Here is a 25,019-nt window from a genome sequence, read left to right as displayed (position 1 = left end):
TCGCGGGCTGGGCGGTTGAGACAGTCCGCGCATCAAGCCGATGTGGGGCCGGATGGTCAAGTGTGGCTTGTGTGACGGGGGGCTATTAGCTGTACGGTCGGGAAGTAGGTACGGTAGCGTGCAATATCTCGGGTCAGGAGAGGGAGCCCGGTAATTGCGGCATGAGCGCCGATGAAAAAATCGGGAAGCACACCCCTCCGGCTACCCCCCGCGCGGCGGTAACGCTGAAATACCTTTCCTGCCAGAAACAGGGCTGCGGGCGGTATCTCCGCCAAACCAATGCCTGCCTCAGCCAATACCGCATCCAGATCCTCAATCCTTTCGAAGCGGACCGAGAGTTCAGCATAGACAACGCCATTAATAATCAGCGGCCCCTTTGTGGCCGCGATATCTAATTGCTGGATCGACCAGTCCGCCCAGGTCGGATCGTCGGTGACGATATCCAACAGGATGTTGGTATCGACCAAAGTCACGCCTTACCCCTCGCCACGGGTCAATGCCATGATCTCTGCTGTGCTGGGGCCCTTTCCGGCCCGCCCCCGGAGCACCTCGAAACGGCTGGGTTGAACAGGGCCATCCAGCTTGACCAGAACGACACGGCCATCTGGGGCCAATTCAAAATCAACGGCAGTGCCCGGCTGAATCCCCAACCGGTCCCGCACGGGCTTGGGGATCGTGACCTGCCCCTTTGATGTCACGGTGGTGGCCATGATCGCCCCGGTAATACCTGATGACTAATTAGTAATACATAGCACCTTAGAGCCGGTGTGACCAGCCCGACAGAACCAGACTAAACCCCTGCCCCCACGCTGACATAGCTGGAAACGCCCCGAATATGTTCATCCACCGCCAGCCGGTGGGACAAGGGCGGGAAGGCGCGTTGGGTGCAGTCCAACCTGGGGCAGACGCGGCAATTCACCCCCACCGGGGTGGCCGCGTCCAGGTTGGACAGGTCCAAGCCATCGGCATAGACAAGCTGGCCGGCATGGGCGATGTCGCAGCCGATGGCGATGGCGAAATGCCGGGCCGGCTGTTTCCAGCCGCCGCCGGGCTTGGACACACTGCGCACGATGGAGAGATAGGCACTGCCATCGGGCATGCGGGCGATCTGGGTTTGAATCTGCCCCGGCTGGCGGAACCCATCATGGATGTTCCAGCGCGGGCAGGCCCCGCCGAACCGGGCGAAATGGAAGCCGGGCGCCGCACTGAACCGCTTTGACATGTTGCCCGCCTGATCGGTGCGGGCAAAGAAGAACGGCACCCCCTTGGCACCGGGCCGTTGCAGGGAGGTCAGGCGCTGGCACACCTGCTCATAAGACGCCACAAAACGCCGTTGCAGGATTTCGATATCGTAACGAACCTCGCGCGCCGCCGTCAGGAACCGTCCATAGGGCATCATCATTGCGGAGGCGAAATAATTTGCCAGACTGACCCGGGCTAAACGGCGCGACTCTTCATGCCCGAAAGCGCCACGTCCGATGGCGGCATCCAATGCTGCCCCTTGGCCCAGCAGGGCGGCCTGTGAGGCCAGATGGAAAACCCGTCCGGCCGGGTCCAGCATTTCGGAGATCAGCACCCGCTTGGAATGCCGGTCATAGCGGCAGACGGCCCCGCCCATCACCGGCTGCGGCATCAGCCGCACCCGCACGCCGTGGCGCTTTTCAAGGTACGCCGACAGGCTGCCCTGTAAATTGCCGCTGTCCAGATCCGCGCTGATCCACATTTCCTCCGCCGCTTCCTCCAGCTCGGGGAAATGGTTCTGTTCGGCCTGGAAAAACTCCGACACTTCTTCCTGCGGGAAGGCCTGCGCCCCCATCACCTGCAGCTTGTCCCGGTCGGCCACCTTTTCCGCCAGCCCGCCCAGATCCTCCCGCGCCTCCCGATAGGCGCGGTAGAGCGCCACCACGGCGTGCCCCAGTGTGGGGGCGACGGCCGCAAATTCCTTCATGTCCTGGGTCTTGATGTCACCGGCTTCAAACAGCGGATCGGCGAAGACTTCGCGCAGGGAGGCGACCAGCCGGGTCTCGTCATCCTCGGCAAAGCTGGCCATGTCGATGCCATAGACCGACGCGATTTTCAGCAGCAGCGGCACGGTCAGCGGGCGCTGGTTTGCCTCAATCAGGTTCAGATAGCTGGGGGAGACGCCAATCTCCTCCGCCATTTGCGCCTGCGTCATCTTCAGGTCACGGCGCAGCCGGCGGACCTTGTGGCCCAGCATCGCCTTCTTTTCAGACATGGGCCTGCCCCTTAAACGCCGAAGTCCTGCTTCACCTTGTCAATTTACAAAATTTACAACATCACAGCAATCGTCATTACAAGCTGTGACAGCAACACTATTTTACGAAAAGCATCATATTGAACATTTTATTTCGCAACGCCATTCTTCCCTCATGAACGTTGCACCGCACAAGCGAAACAAGTGCAGCGCCCGCGAAACGGAAGCCGGACACAAGGCTTCGATCTTGAGGAGTGACACCATGGCCCCGCTGGATAACGGCTCTACCCCCGTCGATCTGAACAGCATCCACGCCAAGCGCTATGACGGCATCAAGCGTGACTATACGGCGGAAGATGTGCGGCGGTTGGCCGGGTCGGTGAAGATCGAATATACGCTGGCCGAGATGGGCGCCCGCCGCCTGTGGGAATTGCTGCACACCCGCCCCTATGTCCATACGCTGGGCGCCTTCACCGGCAACCAGGCTTTGCAGCACGTCAAGGCCGGCCTGGAAGCGATTTACCTGTCCGGCTGGCAGGTTGCGGCCGATGCCAATCTGGCCGGGCAGATGTACCCGGACCAGTCGCTCTATCCCGCCAATTCCGTGCCCGCCGTGGTGAAGCGCATCAATAATGCCTTCCAGCGCGCCGACCAGATCCAGACGGCGGAAGGCAAGGGCGACACCTACTGGTTCGCGCCGATCATCGCCGATGCCGAAGCCGGTTTCGGCGGCCCGCTGAACGCCTTTGAACTGATGAAGGGCATGATCGAGGCCGGTGCCGCCGCCGTTCACTTCGAAGATCAGTTGGCATCGGAGAAGAAGTGCGGCCATCTGGGCGGCAAGGTGCTGATCCCGATCCAGCAATTCATCCGCACCCTGAATGCCGGCCGTCTGGCCGCCGATGTCTGCGGCACCAGCACCCTGGTGGTGGCCCGCACCGATGCGGAAAGCGCGCAGTTGATCACGTCGGATGTGGATGAGCGCGACCATCCCTTCATCGACCGCAATGACCGCACGCCGGAAGGCTTCTTCCGCATCAAGAAGGGGGTGGGTGTGGATTACTGCATCGCCCGTGCCCTGGAATATGCCCCCTATTCCGACCTGATGTGGTGGGAAACCAGCAAGCCGAACCTGGACGATGCCCGCCGCTTCGCCGAGGCCGTGCACAAGAAGTTCCCCGGCAAGATGCTGGCCTATAATTGTTCGCCCTCCTTCAACTGGAAGGCCAACCTGGACGATGCCACCATCGCCAAGTATCAGGCCGAGCTGGGCGCCATGGGCTACAAGTACCAGTTCGTCACGCTGGCCGGCTTCCACAGCCTCAACCTCGCCACCTTCGAACTGGCCAAGGGCTATAAGGAACGCGGCATGGCGGCCTATTCGGAGATGCAGCAGCGTGAATTCGCTGCCGTCGAACAGGGCTTCACGGCGGTGAAGCACCAGCGCGAGGTCGGCACCGGTTACTTCGACGCCGTGGCCGTGGCCATCTCTGGCGGTACCTCTTCCACCACCGCCATGAAGGACTCGACCGAAACCGACCAGTTCCACTGATCCGGTTGGGAAGCCTTTGAATCGGCACCCGTCTTTCCTGAAGAAGGCGGGTGCCCATTGGGGCGGGGGGCTGCATCCCCGTCCCCGCCAAGGGCCTTGGGTTAGGCATCGTGCCTGTTCCTCTCACGCTGGATGGGGAGGGGGATGGGCACGGAGATCAGACGGCGCGATGGATCGCCGATCCTGTTCAGCCGGACGTAAAGGCCCCTTTCTCTGCTCTCCCAGACTCCCGCGTATCAGTGAAAGCCGGCCCCCGTGCGACAGGGGGGCCGGCTTTTTCTGTTAAGCGCCCTCCGAAGTCGCTTGACCAAATTCCATAACTGGAACAATTTCTCATTTATGGAACAAACACACACCCTTTCCCTGGATGATCGTCTGGCGGCCCGGCTGGCGCAACTGCGTCAGGAGCAGGGCTGGTCGCTGGATGAATTGGCCGACCGCAGCGGTATCAGCAAAGCCACCCTGTCCCGGTTGGAACGGGGGGAAACCAGCCCCACCGCCAGCCTGCTGGGCCGGCTCTGCACCGCCTATAACCGCACCATGTCGCGCTTGCTGGCAGAGGTGGAAAGCAATCCCGTCAGCCTGCTGCACCCGGATCAGCAACCGCTCTGGGTGGACCCGGAAACCGGGTTCCGCCGCCGGGGCCTGTCCCCGCCCGCTGCGGGGCTGGACACGGAACTGATTGAGGGGACGCTGCCCGCGGGCGCCAGTATCGCCTATGACGCGCCGCCCGTGGCCGGGCTGGAACAGCATATCCTGATGCTGGAAGGGGAGATGGAATATCGCCTGCACGGCACGCCCCACCATCTGCGCCCTGGCGATGTGCTGCGCTTCCGCCTGTTCGGCGCTTCCCGTTTAACCAATCCGGGGCCCGGCCCCGCCCGCTACCTGATCGCCATCACCCGTCCCTGAGGGGTATCATGATTTATGATCTTGTTGAACCCGCCGGCCCTGACCTGCCGGCGCTGCTGCCCGATCTTGTCCGCATGGTGCGGGCCTGTGTCGATGGTGGCGCCTCCATCGGTTTCATCCAGCCCTTCGGGGAAGCGGACGCCAGTGCCTTCTGGCAGGGGCTGTTCCCCGCCATCCAGGCCGGAAAGCGCCGGCTGCTGGTGGCGATGCAGGGTGGCCGCGCTATCGGCACGGTACAGGTTGTGCTGGATCAACCCGCCAATGGCCGGCACCGGGGCGAGATCGTGAAGCTGATGGTGCATCCCGATGCGCGGCACCAGGGCATCGCCCGCGCCCTGATGCAACGGATCATCGAGATTGCCCGCGATGAAGGCAAAAGGCTGCTGGTGCTGGACACGCGGGAAGGCACGGTGGAACCGCTTTATGCCGCGCTGGGATTCCAGTTGCTGGGGCGGATCCCGCTTTATGCCCGTGACCCGGATAGCGACCATATCGCCGCGACCAGCATCATGTACCGCATCCTGCCGGAGCCACTGATGGGGCTGGAGATCACGGATGCTGACCCGGCGGCACCCGATGCAACTCCCCTGCTGGATGCCCTGTCCGCCAACCTGCTGGCCCGGTTCGGCAGCGATGGCCGGCGCGGGCTGGCCGGGTGGGAACAGGTGGCCGATCGCAGCACCTTCGCCCTGGCCTGGCAGAACGGGGCCGCCGTGGGCTGTGGCGCTGTCCGGCCCCTGGATGGCGTGGCGGAAACGGCGGAAATCAAGCGCATGTATGCCGTCCCTGGCACTTTGGGCATCGGGGCGGCCCTGCTGTGCTGGCTGGAAGCCCGTGCCCGCAGCCTGGGTTACCGGCATCTGGTGCTGGAAACCCGCTGGGCCAATGACCGCGCCATCGCCTTCTACCGCCGCCACGGCTATCGCGTGATCGACAATTACGGCCCTTATGTTGGCCGGGCGGAATCCGCTTGCTTTGGCAAGGCGCTATAAAAGAGGCCTGTCGGGGATGGCGTGCGCCAAATGGTTGACGCCATCCCCGCGCCCGCACAGGATGCGCGCACAGGTTACAGGCTGGAAGGAGTGGCACCATGGGACGTTTGCAGGATCGCGTGGCCGTGATCACGGGGGCCGGCAATACGGTTGGCCGTGCCGTTGCCCTGGCCTTCGCCCGCGAAGGGGCGGAACTGGTGCTGCAATATGAGGATGAGGGCCAGGCCGCCGCCGTGGCGGAAACCGCACGCGAGGTGGAACGGCTGGGCCGCCGCGTGCTGGCCCTGCGGGGGGAGATCAACACCCCCAACGGCGCCTATTCCCTGGTGGAAGGGGCTGTCAGCGGCCTGGGCCGGGTGGATATCCTGGTCAATAATGCCGGCCTGCGCCCCGCCGTGCCGGTAACGGACACCACGGCGGAACAGTTCGATCTGGTGATGACGGCCAATGTACGCTCTGCCTTCATGGTCACGCGCATGGTGCTGCCACTGATGTTCCAGCAGAATTACGGCCGCATCGTCACCACCGTGTCGGATGTGGCCTATCATGGCGCGCCGGGCTACACGCTTTACGGTGCCGCCGCCGGTGCCCTGCTGGGCTTCACCCGCAGCCTGGTCCATGATATCGGCCCGCGCAATGTGACGGCCAATTGCGTGGCACCGGGCGCGCTGGACCCCAAGGCCGGCAGCGATATCGCCCTGGCGGGGATGGAATCGCTGCGCCGGTCCCTGCCCAGCCAGCGGCTGGGAGAGGTGGAGGATGTGACCCCCGCCTATCTTTTCCTGGCATCCGACGATGCCCGCCACATGATCGGCCAATGCATCAGCCCCAGCGGCGGCGCCATCATGCTGTGAAGGCAGGCCCCCGGACGGCACGCCGCCGGGGCCTTTAGAGTTTGTCAGGTGTAGGTTGGATCAACCTACACCGTCACCCATGCTGCGGCCGGGGTGACGGTAGTGAGGACCATGTCCGATTCCAACTAAACCGGACACACTCTAGCCCCCCTTCTTCTCAATCCACCGGCTCATAGGCCAGCACCGCATCAAAGGCGGCGTTGGCCGGGTCGATATTGGCGGTGACCGGGTCCAGCCGGCCCAGCACCTTGCGCACAAAACGGCTGGCGACCAGCCATTTGCGCCGGTCGCCCCAGGCCAGTTCGGCCACCGCCTCCTCACACAGAAGCGATGCGGCCAGCGTGTCGGCCATCAGCGTCAGCAGGCGGCGGCCATGGCGGGGGCCATGGTCCGGATTGCGCCGCAGATAGGACAGGGCGGCGCGGCATTCCTCCACCGCCCCTTCCAGGATATCGGCCACCTCCTCCACCGCCGGCTCGTGGTGGCTGGTGGGCAGGTCGGCCAGGATGGTGCCGACACGGGCCAGGAAAATCTGGTCGCCATGTCGCTTGCCCGCCACCAGCCGCAGCAGTTCCAGCGCCTGGATATTGGCCGGCCCTTCCCAGAGCGATACGACCAGACAGTCACGATACAGGCGCGAGGTGACCATCTCCGCCGTATAGCCATTGCCGCCCACAATCTCCACCGCCTGCCGGCAGGCGGTCACGGCCTGCTCTGCTGTGCGGTACTTGGCCAGGGCCGTGACCAGACGCAGCCAGTCACCGCCATCATCGGGGTCGGCCAGATTGGCATCGAAGGCGAAAACGCTTTCAAAGGCCAGGGCGGTGCCGGCCTCCAACTCCATCTGCATATCCAGCAACTGGTCCTGCACCATGGGGTAATGGCGGATGGGATGGCCAAAGGCATGGCGATGGGTGGCCCAGCCCGCCGCTTCCACAAAGGCCCGGCGATGCAGGCCGGCGGACCCGACGGCATTGTGGATGCGGCTATATTCCAGCGCCGCCATCATCGCCTTCAGCCCGTCTGGCGGGGGTGCCACCTCCACCGCGAACGCCCCGTTCAGGTCCAGTTCCGCCGTGGCCAGGCCCAGCGTGCCCGCCTTCTCCTTCAGCCTTCGGGTGCGGTAATGGTTGGGTGTGCCATCAGCCAGATGGCTGGGCACCAGATAGCAGCCGAGACCCCGCCCGTCCGGCGCCGCCCCATCGGGCCGCGCCGTGGCCAGCGCCAGCCCGGAGCCGGCATTGCTGGTGAACCATTTCACCCCATGCAGCCGATAACCATCATTGCGCGCTTCCGCCCGTGTGGTGGTGGCGCCGACATCGGACCCGCCATGCTGTTCAGTGGCCCAGGTACCGCCGGACAGGGCATGACCATCCATGCGCACCATGTCGGGAAGATAGCGGCCCCGGATATCCGCCGGGGCCAGCCGGTCCAGCACATGCGCCACCGCCCCGGTCATGGTGACGGGGCAATGGATGGAGATATCGGCCTGGGACAGCATATAGCCCATGGTGAAACACACGGCATGGCTGGGCGCGCCCGTTGGCCCCACCCCTTCCGCCGTATAGGGCAGGCCCACCGCACCCCGGCGATAAGCCTCGGCATGGCAGGCCAGATAATCGGGGTTGAAGATGATGCGCCCGGTGCGGTTGCCGTCCAGGTCATAGGCATCCAGGCGCGGCGGGGCGAAACGGTCGGTATATTCGGCCTGCCGGTCCAGCGCATCACCGACCCAGGCACCAAATTCCGACAGACGCCCCTCATGCTGTTCCAGCACCGGGCCGGCGCGGCGTTCCAGCAGCCGGATCAGGTTGGTATCGGTGTCGAAGAAATTGCTGCCGCGGGCGGTGCGCGGATAATCGGCTGCATCGGTCATGGCGTTTCCCCTTTGTCCCAGGATGACGCATCCACCGGACGGGGAAAAGGACGCGATGGGGAAAGGTTGCCCTTTCCCACTTCCCCCGGCTTTGCCACACTGGAGCCATGACAGCGGAAAAAGGTTTCACGATCGGGGGTGCCCTGTCCGATTGGGCGGCGTCACTGACACATATGCTGGACGGGCCGGCCTCGGTCTTCTGGTGGCCCAGCCTGCTGCTGGCGGCGGGGGCGACCGGCTGGTTCTTATGGCGGGAACCGCCGGGCCGGGTGGATTGGCGGGCCTATCTGCGCGAAGCGCCTGTGGATGCCGGCCTTTTCCTGGCCGGCTCCGTTTTACCCTTCCTGCTGACGCCGTGGCTGATCGCCCTGTCCCAAGCCGGCGGTCGTGTCGGCGCCTGGATGGGGGGCGGGGTGGTGGAAACGGCCGCCGCACCCGGCTGGCCGGCTTTGCTGGCCTGTGCCGCGATGGGCTTCATTGCCGGTGATTTCGCCCTTTACTGGACCCACCGGCTGTTCCATGCCGTGCCCTTCCTGTGGCGGATGCACCGGATGCACCATGCGCCATCGGTCCTGACGCCGCTGACCGCCTTCCGCTTCTGGCCGTGGGAGCAGGTGGTGCATATGTCGGTCAATATGGTGGCCCAGGGGCTGGGCTTCGGCCTTGCCGCCGCGATGTTCGGCAACAAGGTGGTGCCGCTGGACCTGCTGGGCGTGAATATTTTCACCCTGGTCTGGGGCACGCTGTTCACCCATCTGCGGCACAGCCCGGTGCCCCTGCGCTATCCGCGCCTTCTGTCGCTGGTGCTGGTGTCACCGCATATGCACCAGCTTCACCATTCCGCCGATCCGGCGCATGTGGACCGCAACTTCGCCACCGTCTTTGCCTTCTGGGACGGGCTGTTCGGCACGTTGATCCTGCCGCGGCGGGGGGAACGGTTCCGCTTCGGGCTGTCAGCCCCCGTCATTCCCGCCCCACCCAGCGCTGCGGCAGGGTTGCCGATAGCGCCAGATCAGCCAGCCGCGCCACCAGCCACAGGGTCAGCAGCGGCAGCACCACAATCTTGACGATATAGGCGATGGTCAGGTCGATCACGATATCGGCCAGATCGCCAGCCACTGCGAACGCCTTGGAAAGCTGGGCCGCCGCATCGCCATAGGACCGCAGCCGATCCAGCCAGCCCTCCCCCTCTCCCGCCTCTGGCACGCTGGGCAGGTTGAGCGCTGCCAGACGCGCGTCCGCCGCCTCAATCCGGGGGGTGACCAGGGCATCGGCCACCATTTCCGTGCCCAGCACGGTCAGCGGCAGGCCGATCTTGGCCAGCAGCGCCGCCCAGACCAGCAACATCCCGGCCCGCCGCCCGGCCCGGCCTGCCCCGCCCGGCACCCAGAGCGCCAGCACCACCAGGACCAGCCCCGCCGGCAGCAGGACCGTGAGGCCGAACCCGTCACCCGCCTGCACCAGCAATTGCGCCCCGCCCAGCGCCACCGTGGCGGTCAGCATCACGGCGCCGAACCGTTCCACCAGATCATTGATCGGGTCCAAAGCCTGACCGGGGGACACCCCGCCCTGAAGCCCGACCCCGGCTGACACTTGCGTGGATTGCGCGACGGAGATGGCGGCATCCACCGCCCGTGCCGTGGCGAACAAAGCGGCGGCGCGGGTGAAATTCTCCTCCAGCACCTGCTCGCCCCGCGCCGCCAGGGTCTGGGGCAGCAGCGCCTTTTCCAGTCGGTCCACCCAGCCCAATGCCGCCACCAGGGCCAGCAGCAGCAGGATGGCGCCGGTCAACAGCCGGTGTCGCCAGGGATTCGGGGGCGCACTCGCCATCATATCGTTCATCAGGGCCTTCCGGTCAGGGATCGGGCAGGCCCCAAGGCTGGACAGGCCGGCGCCGCCTGTCCAGGGAAAAGCCGGCGGGTCCGGCAGCGGGAATGGCTATGCCGCCGCTACAAACTCCATTTCTGCTTGGCGGCGGTCAGCAGGGTCCGCACCTTGGACCGCACCACCCCATAACCCCAGAGCGACAGGGCCGCGCGTGCCGACAGGCGGGCCACCAGACCCAGCCGACCGGTATAGTATTTTGCCAGCGCCTTGGTCCGATCCACCACCTGATCGGCGACAGCGGCGGGATTGACGGCGCCGGTCGGCCAGGCCTGTTCCACCTGTTCGGCGATTTTGCAGGCGGGCGGCAGGGTGATGCCGCCGCCATCGCGCAGCAGCGGGATGATGGGCAGGAAAGGCTGGCCCCGGTCATCGCGGGCGATGCTGCCATCGACCTCCCGCGCGTAATAAGTGGCGGCAAAAGGCTGGTCCCGCCAGCCATCGAACAGCGGGTTGTCCGCCGGCAGCACCATATGGTCCATCAGCAGCTTCTGCGCATTGCGCCGGCCCAGCATGAAATCATGCACCCGCTGGCGGCGGGAGATGAAGCCGCCGAACCCGCCCAGGAAGCCGCAGGCCAGGCTGTATTTACCGTTCACCGGCTGCGCCTTCTTCGGCACCACGATGAAACGGCTGAACACATCCTCCTCATTCGCCAGGATCAGATCCTTGGGCCGGAAGCGGGCCTGCCCCTTGGTCACACTCAACAGGTTGGTGAGGGTGTTGGGCAGGCTCATCTCCGCCAGGGTGGCGGGGCCATAATCCGGCACGGCGGGGAACGGATCGACCATCAGCACGCTGCGCGTCGCCTCCGTCCCCGATCGCGGGTTGCGACCACAGCCCCCGGCCAGGATGTCGCGCGCCACGCCGAACGGGTCATTGTCGATCACCCCGCCATCAATGGCGATATAGGGCTGGGGCTGGCGATAGGCCGGGTCCGATGGCAGGGGCCAGTCCGGCCCCTTGGGCGATGCCACCACGGGTTTTCCATCCTCCCCCGCGAAATAGACCTTGTAGGCATAATCGGCAGGGCGGGATTCCATCTGCCGGGGTGGCAGGCCGACGGGAAAGGCACCGCTGGCCACGGCCGCCGCTGTCAGCCGCGCCCATTCCGTCGCCGGGGCCGGCGGCCCCAGCAGCGACAATTCATCCGGGAAGGGGGCTTGGCCCGGCTGGCCGCCGGGCACGCCGATGGCAAAGCGGGCCTGATCGGCATGCATCATCATGCCTTGCCCGGCATCACTGCCGGCAAAGGGGACGAAATAGGGCACGCCCCGGCTGTTGGACTGGGTCAGGATCACCCGCAGCGGGTCGGCCAGCCAGGACCGCTGGATGACCGGCAGGGCGCAGGCATCGGACAGGGCCTGCCCGGCAATGACATCCAGCGCCGTGCCATCCAGCAGCGACAAAGGTGCCTTGTTATCTGCCAGATCCTTGTCCGCCAGCAGCTTGTCGATGCCGATCCGGTTGACCCAGGTGTCGAAGATCGGGTTGCCGGTGGCCGCGTCCAGCGATCCGGCGCCGCCATTATTGGGGTCCGTGGCATGGTGGGTGAAGCGCCGGTCGCGCAGCACAGCCAGCAAGGCCGCATTCATCGCGCCCGCCGAGGCACCGGTAATGACCCGCAGCAAAACCTTATGGTCGGGCACCAATCCTGCCAGGGCGGGATCATCCTTGGCCGCGTGCCACACATCCAGCGCCTGGACCAGCAGGTCCATCACCCCGGCAATATAGGCCCCGGCGGAAATGGCGCCGGCACTGGTCAGCCCCAGCTCAAACGGCTCTCCCGGCAGCACCGGCGGCGGGCGCACGGGCGGGGACAATTCCGCTATCGGGTAGGTGCCATCGGCTGCCGCCTTCACGACCAGACCGCTCATCGCCTTGCCCCCTTCAGCTTGCCATCGGCATGGTCCGATCCTGTCTGAAATACGGGAATAAGTACAACCTGTTTTCTATTCCCGATAGTTGCCGCACAGGCCAATGATCCCAAAGAAAGCATGCCCGCCCCGGCGGGGGCGGTGATTGACCGGCAGCGGCCATCGCCCTAGGGTGCCGGCGCAATTTCCCCTTTTGTCATGGTGATGACGATGAACGAACAGGAACTGGCGTTTGCGGCGAAGGCTTGGCCGTTTGAGGAGGCACGCAAACTGGTCGCGCGCCTTGGCGGCAAAGCCCCGTCCAAAGGCTATGTCCTGTTCGAGACCGGCTATGGCCCATCGGGCCTGCCGCATATCGGCACCTTTGGCGAGGTGGCGCGGACCACCATGGTACGCCGCGCGTTTGAACGCATGGCCCCTGGCGTGCCCACCCGCCTGTTCGCCTTTTCCGACGATATGGATGGCTTGCGCAAGGTGCCGGACAATGTGCCCAACCGCGACCTGCTGGCCCAGCATCTGGGCAAGCCGCTGACCAAGGTGCCGGACCCGTTCGGCACACATGAGAGCTTTGGCCACCATAACAACGCCATGCTGCGGGACTTCCTGGACCGGTTCGGCTTTGAATATGAATTCCAGTCGGCCACCGACTGGTATTCGTCCGGCCGGTTCGACCATGCCCTGCTGTCCGTGCTGCGCCACTATGATGAGGTGATGGCCGTGATGCTGCCCACGCTGGGCGCGGAACGGCAGGCAACCTACAGCCCCTTCCTGCCCGTCAGCCCCTCCACGGGCCGGGTGTTGCAGGTGCCGCTGCTGGAGCGCAATGCCGATGCCGGCACCATCGTGTTTGAAGATGAGGACGGCAAGAAGGTCGAGGTGCCGGTCACCGGCGGCCATGTGAAGCTGCAATGGAAGCCGGACTGGGCCATGCGCTGGTTCGCGCTGGGTGTCGATTATGAAATGGCCGGCAAGGACCTGATCCCGTCGGTGGAACTGGCCGGCAAGATCGTGAAGATCCTGGGCGGCACCCCGCCGGAAGGCTTCAATTACGAGCTGTTCCTGGACGAGAAGGGCCAGAAGATTTCCAAGTCGAAGGGCAATGGCCTGACGATGGAAGAATGGCTGCGCTATGCCCCGCCGGAAAGCCTGGCGCTCTATATGTTCAACAAGCCGCGCGCGGCCAAGAAGCTCTATTTCGATGTCATCCCGCGCGCCGTGGATGATTACCTGACCTTCATCGACAAGTTCGACGCCCTGGAACCGGCGCAGAAGCTGGAAACCCCTGTCCATCACATCCATAACGGCGTGGTGCCGAATGATGTGAAGGGCACCGCGGGTCTGAGCTTCGGCCTGCTGCTGAACCTGGCCGGCGCGGCGAATGCCGAAAGCGCCGACGTCATGTGGGGCTTCATCCGTCGCTATGCGCCGGGTGCCAGCCCGGAGACCGCACCGTTCCTGGATAAGCTGGTCGGCTATGCCGTCACCTATTACCAGGATTTCGTGAAGCCGACGAAACAGTACCGCGCGCCTTCCGAACAGGAGCGGGCGGCGATTGCCGAGCTGCGCACGGTGCTGGACGCCCTGGCCACCGATACCCCGGCGGACCAGTTGCAAAATCAGGTGTTCGAGGTGGGCAAGAAGCACGGCTTTACCGAGCTGCGCGCCTGGTTCCAGGCCTTGTACGAAGTGCTGCTGGGCCAGACCACCGGTCCCCGCATGGGCAGTTTCATCGCGCTGTATGGCGTGAAGGAAACCGTCGCCCTGATCGACAAGACGCTGGCGTAACAATACCGGCGGGGGTCGGAAGGCTCCCGCCATCTTGCCCCGGTTTATCCCATGTCCATCGCCGTCGCCGTCGCCGCCCTGTACCGCTTCCACCCGCTGCCCGATCCGGATGCGCTGCGCCAGCCGATCCATGATCTCTGCGCCGCCCATGGCGTGAAGGGCACGCTGCTGCTGGCCCGTGAAGGGATCAACGGCACGGTCGCTGCCGAACATGACGCCATGCATCATGTGGTGGCGGAACTGGGACGGCTGACCGGCATCGGCACGATTGAACCGCGCTGGTCAGAAGCGCCTTCCATGCCCTTCCTGCGGCTGAAGGTGCGGGTGAAGCCGGAAATCGTCACCATCAACGAGCCTTCCGCCGACCCCACAATCCAGGTGGGCACCTATGTGGAGCCGGAGGAGTGGAACGATCTGATCCGCGATCCGCAAACGCTGGTGATCGACACCCGCAATTCGTTTGAGGTGAAGCTGGGCAGCTTCCAGGGCGCGGTTGATCCCGGCACCACCAGCTTTGGCGAATTCCCCGCCTATGTGCGCCGGGAGCTGGACCCGGCCAAGCATCGCCGGGTGGCCATGTTCTGCACCGGCGGCATCCGCTGCGAGAAGGCCACCGCCTTCATGCTGGCCGAGGGGTTTGGCGAGGTTTACCACCTGAAGGGCGGCATCCTGAACTATCTGGAACGGATCGGGCCGGAAGATAGTCTATGGGAAGGGGGCTGCTTCGTCTTTGACGAGCGGGTGGCCCTGACCCATGGCCTGCAGCCGGTGGATGATATTGACCGCTGCCTGGGCTGTGGCGCCCCGCTGACAGCGGAAGACCGCGCCCTTGATGGTTATGAGCGTGGCGTAAGCTGCCATCACTGCATCGACCGTGCGGATGAACCGAGACGCCGCGCCCTGCGCGAACGCCAACGCCAGATCGACCTTGCTGCCAAACGCGGCGCCCATCATCTGGGGCCGCGGGGTTAACCACACCCCTCCACCCATTGCCGGATCTGCCGCATGGCCGGGTGGTCACAGCCGAAGCGTGCTTCTTCCGCCTGCAGAATAGCGTGGAAGGCCCGCAGCTTGTGGGCATTGATGCGCGCTTCCGACAGGGTGAGACCGCCGGCATCGACCAGCAGGTCGATGCAGCGTTCCGCCGCATGCAGCCGGCCCAGCACATAATCCTGCACCCGGTCATTGCGGCTGAAAAAGCCGCCGAACGCATTCATCCGGGCGCTGCGCAACTCCACCGGCGCGCCCGCCCGGCGCAGCAGGCGGGCATCGGGCGGGCCGATCCGGTCCACCTTGATGGCGTAGAACTCATCCAACTCGCCCCAGCCGCTGGTGGAAAAGGTCAGCACATCCCAGAAGGCAAAGCCCAGATAGGATTCAAAAATGTGGCGTCGCGCCGCCGGGCCCAGATAATTCAACCCGACCAGGGCGAAAATCTCATCCACTTCCGCCGATTGCGCCTCCAGCCCCCAGGCGGCGGCAATCTGCGGCAAGGCTTGATCCAGGGCCGCCGGTTCCGGTGGGGCATTACCGCCATTGCCGCGCAACAGCCGGTTCAGCGCGCTGCGCTGGCCGGCATTGAACATGTCCAGCCCATCCGCCACGCGGGGCAGCCGCTCCAGCGCGTTGTAAAGCCCCAGCTTCATCTCATCCAGGTCGGCGGGTTTGGTATCGGCATGTTCCCCCTGCCCGGCCAGGGGATAGATCGCGTTCAGTTCCCGGATCAGGAAACGCAGGCGGCGATCCCGGAAAGCAATGTCGAAATCCCGCAGGAACTGCACCCAGGCCGGCGCCGCCGGTCCCGTTTCACCCTCCCCGCCGGGCGGCAGGTCGATCCGATCAGGCAGCACGCCGCGTTGCCGCGCCCAGCCCTGCAGCGCTTCCAGCATGGTCGCCTGGGCTACCTGATCGGACCGGCCGAGGCAGGGGGCCAGCAGCCGGGCCAGCCCTTCCAGCGTGTTCTCGATCTTCAGACGCAGATAGCCTTCATAGGCGAAGCCGGCCTGTGCCGCCGCGCGCACGCTGGCCGCGTCCCGCCAATGCCGGATCTGTTCGATGCTGGGGGCCGGCGGCAGATCCCCTCCCACCACCTGCGCGACCTGATCGGTCACGCGCGGGCGGGCGGCTTCCAGCATGCCGCGCAGGCGGCGGATACGGTCGTTGCGGGCAGCCAGGGTCAGTAACTCATCGCGCACCGGCTCGTTGCGGGGGATATCGGACAAGGCCCCCCGGATGGTGCGGAAAAAGCCCGGCGCTTCACGTGTGCCCGGCCGGTTATGCGGGGCGGGCTTGGGGTCGATGTAAAGGACACGGCGATCCACCTCGCGATAGGCGGGGCGCCCGGCAATGGCGGCGATGGCAGCGGCGAAGGGTTTGTTGTTCAGCACCGATCCATCAATGAAGCTGGCCTGCTCCGGATCGGCGCCATGGCGGCGATATTCCGCAAAATTACGCTCGAAAAAATGGGCGCGTCCGTCCCAGCTTTGCCCGCGCTCGTTCAGCAACCGGTCGATCTGGCGCAACTGGGCCGGTGGAAAGGCACCGGGAAAGGAGGCAGAGGCCCGCGCGGCAAAGGCCAACCCCGGCACATCGCCATCGCGGAAATCGCTTTCCACCACCCCTTCGCCCCGGCGGCGATAATGGAAGCTGAAACGATGGCGATGTTCCCGCTCCGTCACCTCCGGCGGGTCATGGGCGGGGATACGGGTGGTATAGCCATGGAAATCCGTCGCCGTGACATGCAGTGACAAAGGCAGGCCGCGCGGCATCAGGCTGGCTTCCGGGCGGGTATTGCTGTCACCCATCGCATAGGCCGCATCCAGCAGGAAACCCATCAGCCGGTCGCCATCAAAAGGCGGGGAGAACCAACGCGACCGGGTGAAGAGTGACAGCTTGTCCCGCGTCTCCTGATCAGGCGCCAGATCAGTATAGCGCCGGAACCAGAGCCAGAGCAGTGGGCGCATGAACCATTTGCTGTACTTGCCAGCGCGGTGGCCAGGGGTCAGCAGCCGGGTGACATCGGCATTTTCCAGCCAGAGCCGGGTCAAAGGTTCCAGGTCCAGATCATGGGCCAGGGCGCGGGCCAGCAGCACGGCATTGATGCCCCCGGCACTGGCGCCCGCCGCCACATCGATCAGCACCCGCAACGACAGGTCGGGCAGAAGGTCGGACAGCAGGGCATGATAAACCTGCTCGGTATCTTCCAGCACAGGGGCGGGGCCATGGGGGGGCGCGTGCAGGGCGTGGCTGGCCCGGACCAGCTTCCATAATTCCTTGGTCACCCCGTGCATATAGACGGCGAGGCTGACGCCGCCATAGCAGACCAGGGCGATGCGCAGTTCCTTTTCCTTCACCCCGGCTTCATCCCGATCCGGTTAACCCTTCCGCACTGTGCGGCGGGCAGGCGGCCGGGTCAATCGGCGTGGCGCCCGATCACGGGATCGCTTCAGCCGCTGCCAACAGCGCGGAACAGATGGCGTTGGGATTGTACACGATCGGCCGGCAGCCAGACCGTGACACAGGTTCCCCGGCCCGGCTCGCTCTCCAGTTCAATCCCGCCGCCATGCAGGCGGGCAAGCGCCGCCACCAGCGGCAGGCCGAGGCCGGTACCGCCGGCATGGCGGGACAATGTGCCTTCCACCTGCTGGAATGGCTCCATCGCCTTGGGGATATCCTCGGGCTTCATGCCGATCCCGGTATCGCGCACCACCAGTTCAAACCGCCCGCCGGGCCCAACCCGGGAACCGCAGATGACACGGCCACCGGCGGGGGTGAACTTGACCGCATTGGACAGGAGGTTGGACAGGATCTGCTTCAAGGCCACCTCGTCCGCGCGAATGGGCGGGAGGGTTTCCGTCATCTCGGTTTCCAGGGTGATCCCACCCTTGTCCGCCCGTTCCCGCACCAGACGCAGGCTGGTCCGGATCACACGCGGTATATCCACCATCCGCTCATACAGTTCCTTGCGCCCTGCCTCGATCCGGGACAGGTCCAGGATATCGTTGATCATATCCAGCAGCGCCGTGCCGCTGGCATGGATATCCTGGGCATATTCCACATAGGCATCGGCACCCGCCGGCCCCAGGGCGCGGGTGGCGATGATCTCCGAAAAGCCGATGATGGCGTTCAGCGGCGTGCGCAGCTCATGGCTCATATTGGACAGGAATTCGGTCTTGGCACGGTTGGCCAGCTCCGCCGCCGCCAGGGCCTGCTCCCGGGCGATCTGGTCCTGGCGCCGCTCCGTGATATCGCGGGCCGATCCCTGAAAGGCGATGGCGCGGCCATTCTCATCCCGGATGATCCGGGCCGATACGGACAGCCACAGCTGGCGCCCGTCCCGCCGCCGCACTTCCACCGCCATCGAGCCGGCGGTGCCCTGCTTCAGAAGGGTGCGGGTGATGTCCTCCCGGTTGGCCTGATCGACATAGAGATCGGCAGAGGCATTGGCGACGGAACCTTTCAGATCCTCCTCGCTCTCATAGCCCAGCATGGCGACCAGCGCCGGGTTGGCCGCCAGGAAGCGGCCCTCGATATCGGTGGTGAAAATACCTTCCAGGGCCAGATCATACAGATCACGATATTTGGCTTCGGAGAGGGCCAGGGCTGCCAGCCGCTGTTCCTGACAGGCAATCTGCTGACGCAGAGCTTGGTTCTGGGCCAAGGCGGCGCGCAGCCGGCGCCGGCGGGCGCGGACCTCCCCCCACATGACATGCATGGCCACGCCCAGCGGCACCAGAAGCGCCAGGACGAAACAGATCGTCGCCAGGGGATGCCAGTGTGATGACGGGGTTTGCAGCGCCGGGTCCAGCGCCAACAGATAAAAGAAGCCCGCCACCAGCAGGATGGTGACCAGGGCCAGAATCGCCTTCATCCCCCGTGGATGGCGGCGCAGCCATTCGCACGGGATGATGGAATCAGGGCCCGGTGCCCTTCTTTCCTCATCGCGCATGGTCCTGTCCGTCAATGGCTGATCCCGAGGGGGTTAAAGAAATTGAAAAAACCATGCACCAGCATGTCGTGCGGGCACGATAAGAGTCATTCCCTTGGCAAGTCGTTAATGACATCCATTTCACCCCATGTTCTTTCGTCTAGTCCCCGCTATCCGACAGGAAGGCAGCCATGCCGGATTTCGCCGCCAATACCGCCATTATCGGTGCCGGCCTCGCTGGCCTGGGGGCTGCTGCCCGGCTGGGGCGGTCCGGACTTTCCGTTGATTTGCTTGAAGCGGAGGCCGGTCCCGGCGGTCGGCTGGCGACGCTGGAGATCACGGAAACCGGCCGGCAGTTCGACCATGGCGGGCAGTTCGTCACCGTCCGTGACCCTGCCCTGCGTATGGTCATGGCAGGCCTGCTGGACCGGGGCCGGGCCGCGCGCTGGAACGCCCATATCGTCCGGCTGGAAACCGATGGTTCCGCCCAGCCGCATCCGGTGGAGCGGTTTGTCGGCATGCCGTCCATGGCGGGGCTGGCGGGCGGGTTGGCAGCGGCGCTGCCGCTGACCGTCCGCCCGCATTATGAAACAGGGGTGAGCGCCATCGGGGGAGAGGCCGGCGCCTGGATGCTGCGGCTGACGGATGGCACCGTGGCCGGACCCTATAACCGGCTGGTGCTGGCCATGCCGCCGCACGCCGCAGCATCCTTGCTGCGGGACCGGCTGCCCGATCTGGCAAGCCGGGTGGGGTCTGTCACCATGGCCCCCTGCTGGGCCCTGCTGCTGACCCTGCCGGAGGGGCGGAAGCCCGGCTGGGACGCCGCCTTCATCGCTGGCGCCGGGGGCGAGGACCGGCCTTTTTCCTGGATCGCCCATGATGGCAGCAAGCCGGGCCGCACACCCGGTGGCTGGGTTGCCCACACGGCTGCCGACTGGTCAATACGGCACCGGCAGGATGATCCCGCCCTGGTGATGGAAAGGCTGCGGGCGGCCTTCACCGCCCTGACCGGCATGGAGGCTCCAGCCACGGCAGCCCGCCTGCATTTCTGGCCGGAAGCGCTGCCGCTGGCACCGCTGGAAACCGGCTTTATCTGGGATGCGCCCAACGGGGTGGGGCTGTGCGGCGACTGGTGCCTTGCAACCCGGGCCGAGGCCGCCTTCATCAGCGGCCACCGGCTGGCCGGCGCCATGGGGGCAGCGTGAGCGAGGTAAATGATCGGGATGGGCCCGACCCGGATGATTATGTGCCAAGCCCGTGCGTGCGCAAATGCGGCCTGGACCGGACCGGCCGTTACTGCACCGGCTGCCTGCGCACCCTGGCGGAGATCACCGGCTGGGGGACCATGACGGCAGACCAGAAACGCGCCGTGCGGGCGGCGCTGAAACGCCGCCGCCCTGGCCGGTTTTAGCTCAGGCCCCCGGAACGCCCTTGCTGGTGGAATATTCGAAATGCAGCGCCACATCCGGATGAACCAGCGGATGGATGGCATGCGCCGCCATGGCCGCCTCGGAGAAGCCGCACAGGATCAGCTTCAGCTTGCCCTTATAGGTGGCGATGTCACCAATGGCATGGATGCCGGGGGCCGACGTGGCCAGGGTGCGCTGATCGACCGCGATATGGCCCTTTTCCATATCCAGGCCCCAATCGGCGATGGGGCCCAGATTCATGGCCAGCCCGAAGAAGGGCAGCAGCACATCGGCATCCAGCACCTTTTCCTGATCATCCAGATCGGCCACGCGCACGCCGGTCAGCTTGCCGCCGATCCCTTCCAGGCCGGAAAGCTGATAGGGCACCACCAGTTCAATCTTGCCCGACGCAATCAGCGCATCCATGCGCGACACGCTTTCGGGTGCGGCACGGAACTTGGGCCGGCGATGGACCACCATCACCTTTTCTGCCACTTCGGACAGGGAATTGGCCCAGTCAACGGCGCTGTCGCCGCCGCCGGCAATCACCACGCGCTTGCCGGCGAAATCGGCACGGCGCTTGACCATGTAGAAGACGCCGCTGCCTTCATACTGTTCCAGCCCGTCCAGCGGCGGCTTGTTGGGGCCGAAGGCACCGACGCCGGCCGCGATGATCACGGCTTTGCACTCGATCACGGTGCCCTTGTCGGTGCCAACCACCCAGCCCTCGCCTTCGCGGGTCAGGGTCGTGACCTGCTGGCCCAGATGATAGGTGGGGTTGAAAGGGGCGGCCTGTTCGGTCAACCGGTCGATCAGATCGGCGCCATCAATGGAAGGATGGGCCGGAATGTCGTAAATCGGCTTTTCCGGGTAAAGCGCCGTGCATTGCCCGCCCAGCATGTCCAGCGCATCCACCACATGGGTGCGCATTTTCAGCATGCCGCATTCAAACACAGCAAACAGCCCCACAGGGCCGGCGCCGATAATGACGACATCGGTGGAATGGCGGTTCGGGGACTGGGACATTGGCGCACACTTTCCGGCAACCGGTGACAGATCGCCGGTCTAGGTGCCCCGTTTCGCCGGGAATCGCAAGCCCCGGCGATGAGCATCAAGGAAGTTTATGCCAATTTATGAAATTTTGTTAAACTGACATAACTTTCCTCAGAATGGCCTTTATGCCAATCTTTCGATGATTTATATAAAACTCATAAACTAAGGTAAGGTCGCTTGATATGGACCCGCGGATCAATCCTTACGCACCCGGTGCCGGCTATCCGCCGCCTGAACTGGCGGGGCGGGATGATATTGTCGAACGGGCCTCTATCGCGCTGAACCGTATCAAGGCCGGGCGTCCTTCGCGCAGCATGATTTTCTATGGCTTGCGCGGCGTCGGCAAAACGGTGCTGCTGAACAAGGTGCGATTGGATGCCGAGGCGCAGGAAATAGCAACCGTCCATATAGAGGCACCGGAGGGCAAGTCGCTTCCCGCCGCCTTGTTGCCCTCGCTGCGCTCCACCCTGATCAAGCTGAGCCGGATGGAGGCCATGAAGGCCGGCTTCAGTGGGGTTCTGCGCACCGTCAGCGGTTTGGCGCGGGCGCTGAAGATCAAATACGAGGATATCGAGATCGGACTGGATGGCGGGGATGATGGCCCCGGCGGCACGGGCGATCTGGAAACCGATCTGGTCGATCTGCTGGATACGGTGGGCCGCGCGGCCAAGGCGCAGAAGACCGCCATCATCATCCTGATTGATGAATTGCAGTATATTCGGGAAGAGCAATTGGGATCGCTGATCGCGGCCCTGCACCGGGCCAATCAGAACCAGTTGCCCGTGGCTTTGTTTGCCGCTGGTCTGCCCCAGTTGCTGGGGCTGGCCGGGCGCGCCCGTTCCTATGCGGAGCGGCTGTTTGAATATGTGCCGATTGACCAGTTGGATGAAGAAGCGGCCAGGCTGGCCCTGTGTCGCCCGGCGGAGCGGGAAAATGTGGCCTTTGCCGAGGGGGCGGTGGCAGAGATCATCCAACAGACCCACGGTTATCCCTATTTCCTGCAGGAATGGGGCAAACATAGCTGGGATCTGGCGAGATCCAGCCCCATCACCCAACAGGATGCCGAGGCGGCAACCGCCGCCGCCCTGGCCGAACTGGATGCCAGCTTTTTCCGTGTCCGGTTCGACCGGCTGACGCCTGCGGAAAAACGCTATCTGCGCGCCATGGCGGAACTGGGGGCGGGGCCGCACCGGTCCGGCGATATCGCCGAAAAACTGGGCCGGCCCGTCACCACGGTGGCCCCCACCCGCAACAGCCTGATCGCCAAGGGGATGCTCTACAGCCCGTCCCATGGTGATACGGCCTTCACGGTTCCCTTGTTCGACGGTTTCATGAAACGCATCATGGCGTTTCCGTTTTAAGGGCCTGTATCAGATGACCAGCCTTGTTTTTGATCTTGCCGATGAAGATGCCACGGCGGCCCTGGCCGCGAAGGTAGCCGGCTGGCTGCGGGCCGGCGACATGCTGGCCCTGCGCGGCGATCTGGGCGCCGGCAAAAGCGCCTTCTGCCGGGCCTTGATCCGCCATCTGGCCGATGACCCGGCAGAGGAAGTGCCCAGCCCCACCTTCACCCTGGTGCAGCAGTATGATCACCTGTCTCCGCCGCTCTGGCATTTTGACCTGTATCGGCTGACCGACCCGGCGGAAGTGGTGGAACTGGGCTGGGAGGAGGCGGTGCAGGATTGCGCGCTGGTGGAATGGCCGGACCGGCTGGGACCACTGATGCCGCCCGACCGGCTGGATATCGACATCACCATCACCGGCCCGGACAGCCGCCGCGCTACCCTGACGGGGCGGGGCAAATGGGCGGCACGGCTGGCGGAGGTGGCGTGATGCGGGAAGGAGACATCATCCGCTTTCTGGCCGATGCCGGCTGGCAGGAGGCCGAACGGGTTGCCATGGGGGCCGACTGGTCCACCCGGCGGTATGAAAGGCTGACCCAAGCCGCAGGTCCGCCGCCCAGCGCCATCCTGATGGATGCGGAAGGGGCGGGTGCGGCGCAGGTGCCGCCCTTCATCCAGGTCTGTGATCTGCTGCGCGGCTGCGGCCTGTCTGCGCCCACCATCCACGCCGCAGCACCCGATCAGGGGCTGCTGCTGCTGGAAGATTATGGCGATGACAGTTTTGCCCGGCTGCTGGAAAACGGAGCCGATCCCTGGCCGCTCTACCAGGTGGCAACCGATGTGCTGATCCACCTGCATGACCATTTCCGGCTGGACCAGCCGGGGGCGGCGGGCCTGCCCCGCTATGATCTGGCCCTGTTCAGCGCCCAGGTCGGCCTGTTTGGCGATGCCTATTTCACCGCCGCGGGCCAGCCGCTGACGGCCCTGTCCCGAACGGCCCTGGATGGGGCGTGGCGGGCGGTGCTGGAAAGCGTGCTGGGCCTGCTGCCGGTCAGCCTGCTGCTGCGGGATTACCATCCCGGCAACCTGATGTGGCTGCCAGACCGCGACGGGGTGAAAGCCTGCGGCCTGCTGGATGTGCAGGATGCCGGCATCGGCCCGGTCAGCTATGACCTGCTGTCCCTGCTGGAAGATGCACGGCGCGATGTGCCGCCGGATATCCAGGCCGCGATGCGCCAGCGCTATCTGGCAGCCCGGCCAGGGGTTGAACCGGATGCGTTCAACGCCAGCTATGCTGTGATGGGGGCGATGCGCCATGCCCGCATCCTGGGCCGGGTGGCGCAGCTTTGCGCCCAGGGCGGCAGCCGTCGCCAACTGGCCTTCCTGCCCCGTGTCTGGGGGCAGTTTGCCCACGCGATCCGCCATCCATTGCTGGCCCCTGTCGCCGCCTTCATGGCCGACCATTTGCCCCCGGATGGCGCGGTGGGGCATATTCTGAATTTGGCGAAAGAGGGGGCCTGACGCCCCTTGGGAGAATGATGAATGGGTGACATGCCGAAGCGGGCCATGGTGCTGGCCGCCGGACTGGGAATGCGGATGCGGCCGATCACGCTGACCGTGCCGAAACCGCTGATCGCGGTTGGTGGGCAGCCGATGCTGGACCATGTGCTGGACCGGCTGGCCCAGGCCGGCGTGGAAGAGGCGGTGGTGAACACCCACTGGCTGGCCGACAAGATCAACGCCCATCTGGCCGCCCGCACCGCCCCCGCCCCCCGCATCACCTGTTCGCACGAGAAAGAGGTGCTGGAAACCGGCGGCGGCATCCGCAACGCCCTGCCGCTGTTGGGCGATGCCCCCTTCTTCACCATCAATGCCGATATTGTCTGGCTGGACGGGCCGGTGCCCGCGCTGACGCGGCTGGCCCAGGCCTGGGACCCGGCGAAGATGGATTGCCTGCTGCTGGTAACGCCAACGGCCACCGCCATCGGCTATGACGGGCGCGGCGATTTCCATATGGACCCGGACGGGTTGCTTTCCTCCCGCGTGGAGGGTGAGGTCAGCCCGTTCGTGATGGCGGGCGTGGCCATCATGAAGCCGGAACTGTTCCATGACCGCCCCGCCGGTGCCTTTTCCCAAAGCGTGATCTGGCGGGAGGCGGAAGCCGCCGGCCGGCTGTACGGGCTGCGCCATGATGGCAACTGGTACCATGTCGGCACGCCCGACGCCGTGCCGCTGGTGGATGCGCACTTACGCGACCCGGCGGGCCGGGAAGTGGTGCCGTAAGGGGCATCGCTTCCATCGGCAATAAAGATATTTTGTCACCGGCATTTCCACTCTGTC

The 25,019-nt window shown here is 65.1% G+C and carries 22 protein-coding genes; 13 read left to right on the top strand and 9 right to left on the bottom strand.

The window, feature by feature from the left end; genetic code table 11:
- Positions 1 to 56: 56 nt before the first annotated feature.
- The 3 genes from G473_RS0101315 to G473_RS0101305 form a co-directional block, all read right to left on the bottom strand.
- Positions 57 to 473, bottom strand: a complete 417-nt coding sequence (locus G473_RS0101315) for a type II toxin-antitoxin system VapC family toxin (protein ID WP_029011622.1) — start codon at positions 471 to 473, stop codon at positions 57 to 59.
- Between the two features lie 3 nt (positions 474 to 476).
- A complete protein-coding gene (locus G473_RS0101310) occupies positions 477 to 710 on the bottom strand; it encodes an AbrB/MazE/SpoVT family DNA-binding domain-containing protein (RefSeq protein WP_029011621.1) in 234 nt (77 codons plus the stop codon).
- 80 nt (positions 711 to 790) lie between these two features.
- Complete coding sequence (locus G473_RS0101305; RefSeq protein ID WP_029011620.1) at positions 791 to 2,236, bottom strand: helix-turn-helix domain-containing protein; 1,446 nt, start codon at positions 2,234 to 2,236, stop codon at positions 791 to 793.
- A gap of 241 nt (positions 2,237 to 2,477) precedes the next feature.
- Here G473_RS0101305 and aceA point away from each other — a divergent pair, with 241 nt between their 5' ends.
- The 4 genes from aceA (at position 2,478) to G473_RS0101285 (ending at position 6,525) form a co-directional block, all read left to right on the top strand.
- A complete protein-coding gene (gene aceA / locus G473_RS0101300) occupies positions 2,478 to 3,767 on the top strand; it encodes an isocitrate lyase (RefSeq protein ID WP_035704900.1) in 1,290 nt (429 codons plus the stop codon).
- 339 nt (positions 3,768 to 4,106) lie between these two features.
- Positions 4,107 to 4,679, top strand: coding sequence for a helix-turn-helix domain-containing protein (locus tag G473_RS0101295; protein ID WP_029011618.1), 573 nt, complete (start codon positions 4,107 to 4,109; stop codon positions 4,677 to 4,679).
- Positions 4,680 to 4,687: 8 nt separating this feature from the next.
- Positions 4,688 to 5,671: a GNAT family N-acetyltransferase gene (locus G473_RS30815; RefSeq protein ID WP_084437559.1), complete on the top strand. Its 984-nt coding sequence runs from the start codon at positions 4,688 to 4,690 to the stop codon at positions 5,669 to 5,671.
- A gap of 98 nt (positions 5,672 to 5,769) precedes the next feature.
- Positions 5,770 to 6,525: an SDR family NAD(P)-dependent oxidoreductase gene (locus tag G473_RS0101285; RefSeq protein ID WP_029011617.1), complete on the top strand. Its 756-nt coding sequence runs from the start codon at positions 5,770 to 5,772 to the stop codon at positions 6,523 to 6,525.
- 157 nt (positions 6,526 to 6,682) lie between these two features.
- Here G473_RS0101285 and G473_RS24465 read toward each other — a convergent pair whose 3' ends face one another.
- A complete protein-coding gene (locus tag G473_RS24465; RefSeq protein ID WP_051329751.1) occupies positions 6,683 to 8,401 on the bottom strand; it encodes an acyl-CoA dehydrogenase family protein in 1,719 nt (572 codons plus the stop codon).
- 107 nt (positions 8,402 to 8,508) lie between these two features.
- Here G473_RS24465 and G473_RS28840 point away from each other — a divergent pair, with 107 nt between their 5' ends.
- Positions 8,509 to 9,468 carry a sterol desaturase family protein gene (locus G473_RS28840; RefSeq protein WP_051329750.1) on the top strand — a complete coding sequence of 320 codons (960 nt, stop codon included), beginning with the start codon at positions 8,509 to 8,511 and terminating at the stop codon, positions 9,466 to 9,468.
- Here the strand turns inward: G473_RS28840 and G473_RS28835 are convergent.
- A complete protein-coding gene (locus tag G473_RS28835) occupies positions 9,365 to 10,243 on the bottom strand; it encodes a hypothetical protein (protein ID WP_029011616.1) in 879 nt (292 codons plus the stop codon). The genes G473_RS28840 and G473_RS28835 overlap by 104 nt on opposite strands.
- A gap of 107 nt (positions 10,244 to 10,350) precedes the next feature.
- Positions 10,351 to 12,162 (bottom strand): patatin-like phospholipase family protein, encoded by a 1,812-nt coding sequence (locus tag G473_RS0101265; RefSeq protein ID WP_029011615.1) that lies wholly within the window; start codon positions 12,160 to 12,162, stop codon positions 10,351 to 10,353.
- A gap of 204 nt (positions 12,163 to 12,366) precedes the next feature.
- On the opposite strand from G473_RS0101265, the gene G473_RS0101260 reads away from it, so the two are divergent.
- A complete protein-coding gene (locus tag G473_RS0101260; protein ID WP_029011614.1) occupies positions 12,367 to 13,947 on the top strand; it encodes a lysine--tRNA ligase in 1,581 nt (526 codons plus the stop codon).
- A gap of 51 nt (positions 13,948 to 13,998) precedes the next feature.
- Positions 13,999 to 14,919, top strand: a complete 921-nt coding sequence (gene trhO / locus G473_RS0101255) for an oxygen-dependent tRNA uridine(34) hydroxylase TrhO (RefSeq protein ID WP_029011613.1) — start codon at positions 13,999 to 14,001, stop codon at positions 14,917 to 14,919.
- Here the strand turns inward: trhO and G473_RS0101250 are convergent.
- A complete protein-coding gene (locus tag G473_RS0101250; protein WP_029011612.1) occupies positions 14,916 to 17,300 on the bottom strand; it encodes a patatin-like protein in 2,385 nt (794 codons plus the stop codon). The two genes, trhO and G473_RS0101250, sit on opposite strands and share 4 nt — an antisense overlap.
- Before the next feature lie 92 nt (positions 17,301 to 17,392).
- Entirely contained in the window at positions 17,393 to 18,895 is a 1,503-nt protein-coding gene (locus tag G473_RS24450; protein ID WP_084437558.1) for a sensor histidine kinase, read from the bottom strand.
- 170 nt (positions 18,896 to 19,065) lie between these two features.
- On the opposite strand from G473_RS24450, the gene G473_RS0101240 reads away from it, so the two are divergent.
- Complete coding sequence (locus G473_RS0101240) at positions 19,066 to 20,079, top strand: NAD(P)/FAD-dependent oxidoreductase (RefSeq protein ID WP_029011611.1); 1,014 nt, start codon at positions 19,066 to 19,068, stop codon at positions 20,077 to 20,079.
- Entirely contained in the window at positions 20,076 to 20,285 is a 210-nt protein-coding gene (locus G473_RS24445) for a DUF1289 domain-containing protein (RefSeq protein WP_035704896.1), read from the top strand. Before G473_RS0101240 ends, G473_RS24445 begins: the two co-directional genes overlap by 4 nt.
- Position 20,286: 1 nt before the next feature.
- Here the strand turns inward: G473_RS24445 and G473_RS0101230 are convergent, their stop codons facing one another.
- Positions 20,287 to 21,309 (bottom strand): NAD(P)/FAD-dependent oxidoreductase, encoded by a 1,023-nt coding sequence (locus G473_RS0101230; protein ID WP_029011610.1) that lies wholly within the window; start codon positions 21,307 to 21,309, stop codon positions 20,287 to 20,289.
- A gap of 209 nt (positions 21,310 to 21,518) precedes the next feature.
- On the opposite strand from G473_RS0101230, the gene G473_RS0101225 reads away from it, so the two are divergent.
- The 4 genes from G473_RS0101225 to G473_RS0101210 are packed head-to-tail and all read left to right on the top strand — an operon-like array spanning position 21,519 to position 24,962.
- A complete protein-coding gene (locus G473_RS0101225) occupies positions 21,519 to 22,697 on the top strand; it encodes an ATP-binding protein (protein ID WP_029011609.1) in 1,179 nt (392 codons plus the stop codon).
- A gap of 13 nt (positions 22,698 to 22,710) precedes the next feature.
- Positions 22,711 to 23,169 (top strand): tRNA (adenosine(37)-N6)-threonylcarbamoyltransferase complex ATPase subunit type 1 TsaE, encoded by a 459-nt coding sequence (tsaE, locus tag G473_RS0101220; RefSeq protein WP_029011608.1) that lies wholly within the window; start codon positions 22,711 to 22,713, stop codon positions 23,167 to 23,169.
- Positions 23,169 to 24,200, top strand: coding sequence for an aminoglycoside phosphotransferase family protein (locus G473_RS24440; protein ID WP_051329748.1), 1,032 nt, complete (start codon positions 23,169 to 23,171; stop codon positions 24,198 to 24,200). The genes tsaE and G473_RS24440 overlap by 1 nt, the downstream gene beginning before the upstream one ends.
- A gap of 21 nt (positions 24,201 to 24,221) precedes the next feature.
- Positions 24,222 to 24,962 carry a nucleotidyltransferase family protein gene (locus G473_RS0101210; RefSeq protein ID WP_029011607.1) on the top strand — a complete coding sequence of 247 codons (741 nt, stop codon included), beginning with the start codon at positions 24,222 to 24,224 and terminating at the stop codon, positions 24,960 to 24,962.
- Positions 24,963 to 25,019 lie beyond the last annotated feature (57 nt).

This window comes from Niveispirillum irakense DSM 11586 (assembly GCF_000429645.1).
Classification (GTDB): domain Bacteria; phylum Pseudomonadota; class Alphaproteobacteria; order Azospirillales; family Azospirillaceae; genus Niveispirillum; species Niveispirillum irakense.
This window is presented reverse-complemented; position numbering and strand designations above follow the sequence as displayed.

What these genes read in the sequence shown, in the direction of transcription:
- G473_RS0101310 (WP_029011621.1), bottom strand. Translation starts at nt 710, where the DNA reads ATGGCCACCACCGTGACATCAAAGGGGCAGGTCACGATCCCCAAGCCC.
- G473_RS0101305 (WP_029011620.1), bottom strand. Translation starts at nt 2,236, where the DNA reads ATGTCTGAAAAGAAGGCGATGCTGGGCCACAAGGTCCGCCGGCTGCGC.
- aceA (WP_035704900.1), top strand. Translation starts at nt 2,478, where the DNA reads ATGGCCCCGCTGGATAACGGCTCTACCCCCGTCGATCTGAACAGCATC.
- G473_RS0101295 (WP_029011618.1), top strand. Translation starts at nt 4,107, where the DNA reads ATGGAACAAACACACACCCTTTCCCTGGATGATCGTCTGGCGGCCCGG.
- G473_RS30815 (WP_084437559.1), top strand. Translation starts at nt 4,688, where the DNA reads ATGATTTATGATCTTGTTGAACCCGCCGGCCCTGACCTGCCGGCGCTG.
- G473_RS0101285 (WP_029011617.1), top strand. Translation starts at nt 5,770, where the DNA reads ATGGGACGTTTGCAGGATCGCGTGGCCGTGATCACGGGGGCCGGCAAT.
- G473_RS24465 (WP_051329751.1), bottom strand. Translation starts at nt 8,401, where the DNA reads ATGACCGATGCAGCCGATTATCCGCGCACCGCCCGCGGCAGCAATTTC.
- G473_RS28840 (WP_051329750.1), top strand. Translation starts at nt 8,509, where the DNA reads ATGACAGCGGAAAAAGGTTTCACGATCGGGGGTGCCCTGTCCGATTGG.
- G473_RS28835 (WP_029011616.1), bottom strand. Translation starts at nt 10,243, where the DNA reads ATGAACGATATGATGGCGAGTGCGCCCCCGAATCCCTGGCGACACCGG.
- G473_RS0101265 (WP_029011615.1), bottom strand. Translation starts at nt 12,162, where the DNA reads ATGAGCGGTCTGGTCGTGAAGGCGGCAGCCGATGGCACCTACCCGATA.
- G473_RS0101260 (WP_029011614.1), top strand. Translation starts at nt 12,367, where the DNA reads ATGACGATGAACGAACAGGAACTGGCGTTTGCGGCGAAGGCTTGGCCG.
- trhO (WP_029011613.1), top strand. Translation starts at nt 13,999, where the DNA reads ATGTCCATCGCCGTCGCCGTCGCCGCCCTGTACCGCTTCCACCCGCTG.
- G473_RS24450 (WP_084437558.1), bottom strand. Translation starts at nt 18,895, where the DNA reads ATGCGCGATGAGGAAAGAAGGGCACCGGGCCCTGATTCCATCATCCCG.
- G473_RS0101240 (WP_029011611.1), top strand. Translation starts at nt 19,066, where the DNA reads ATGCCGGATTTCGCCGCCAATACCGCCATTATCGGTGCCGGCCTCGCT.
- G473_RS0101230 (WP_029011610.1), bottom strand. Translation starts at nt 21,309, where the DNA reads ATGTCCCAGTCCCCGAACCGCCATTCCACCGATGTCGTCATTATCGGC.
- G473_RS0101225 (WP_029011609.1), top strand. Translation starts at nt 21,519, where the DNA reads ATGGACCCGCGGATCAATCCTTACGCACCCGGTGCCGGCTATCCGCCG.
- tsaE (WP_029011608.1), top strand. Translation starts at nt 22,711, where the DNA reads ATGACCAGCCTTGTTTTTGATCTTGCCGATGAAGATGCCACGGCGGCC.
- G473_RS24440 (WP_051329748.1), top strand. Translation starts at nt 23,169, where the DNA reads ATGCGGGAAGGAGACATCATCCGCTTTCTGGCCGATGCCGGCTGGCAG.
- G473_RS0101210 (WP_029011607.1), top strand. Translation starts at nt 24,222, where the DNA reads ATGGGTGACATGCCGAAGCGGGCCATGGTGCTGGCCGCCGGACTGGGA.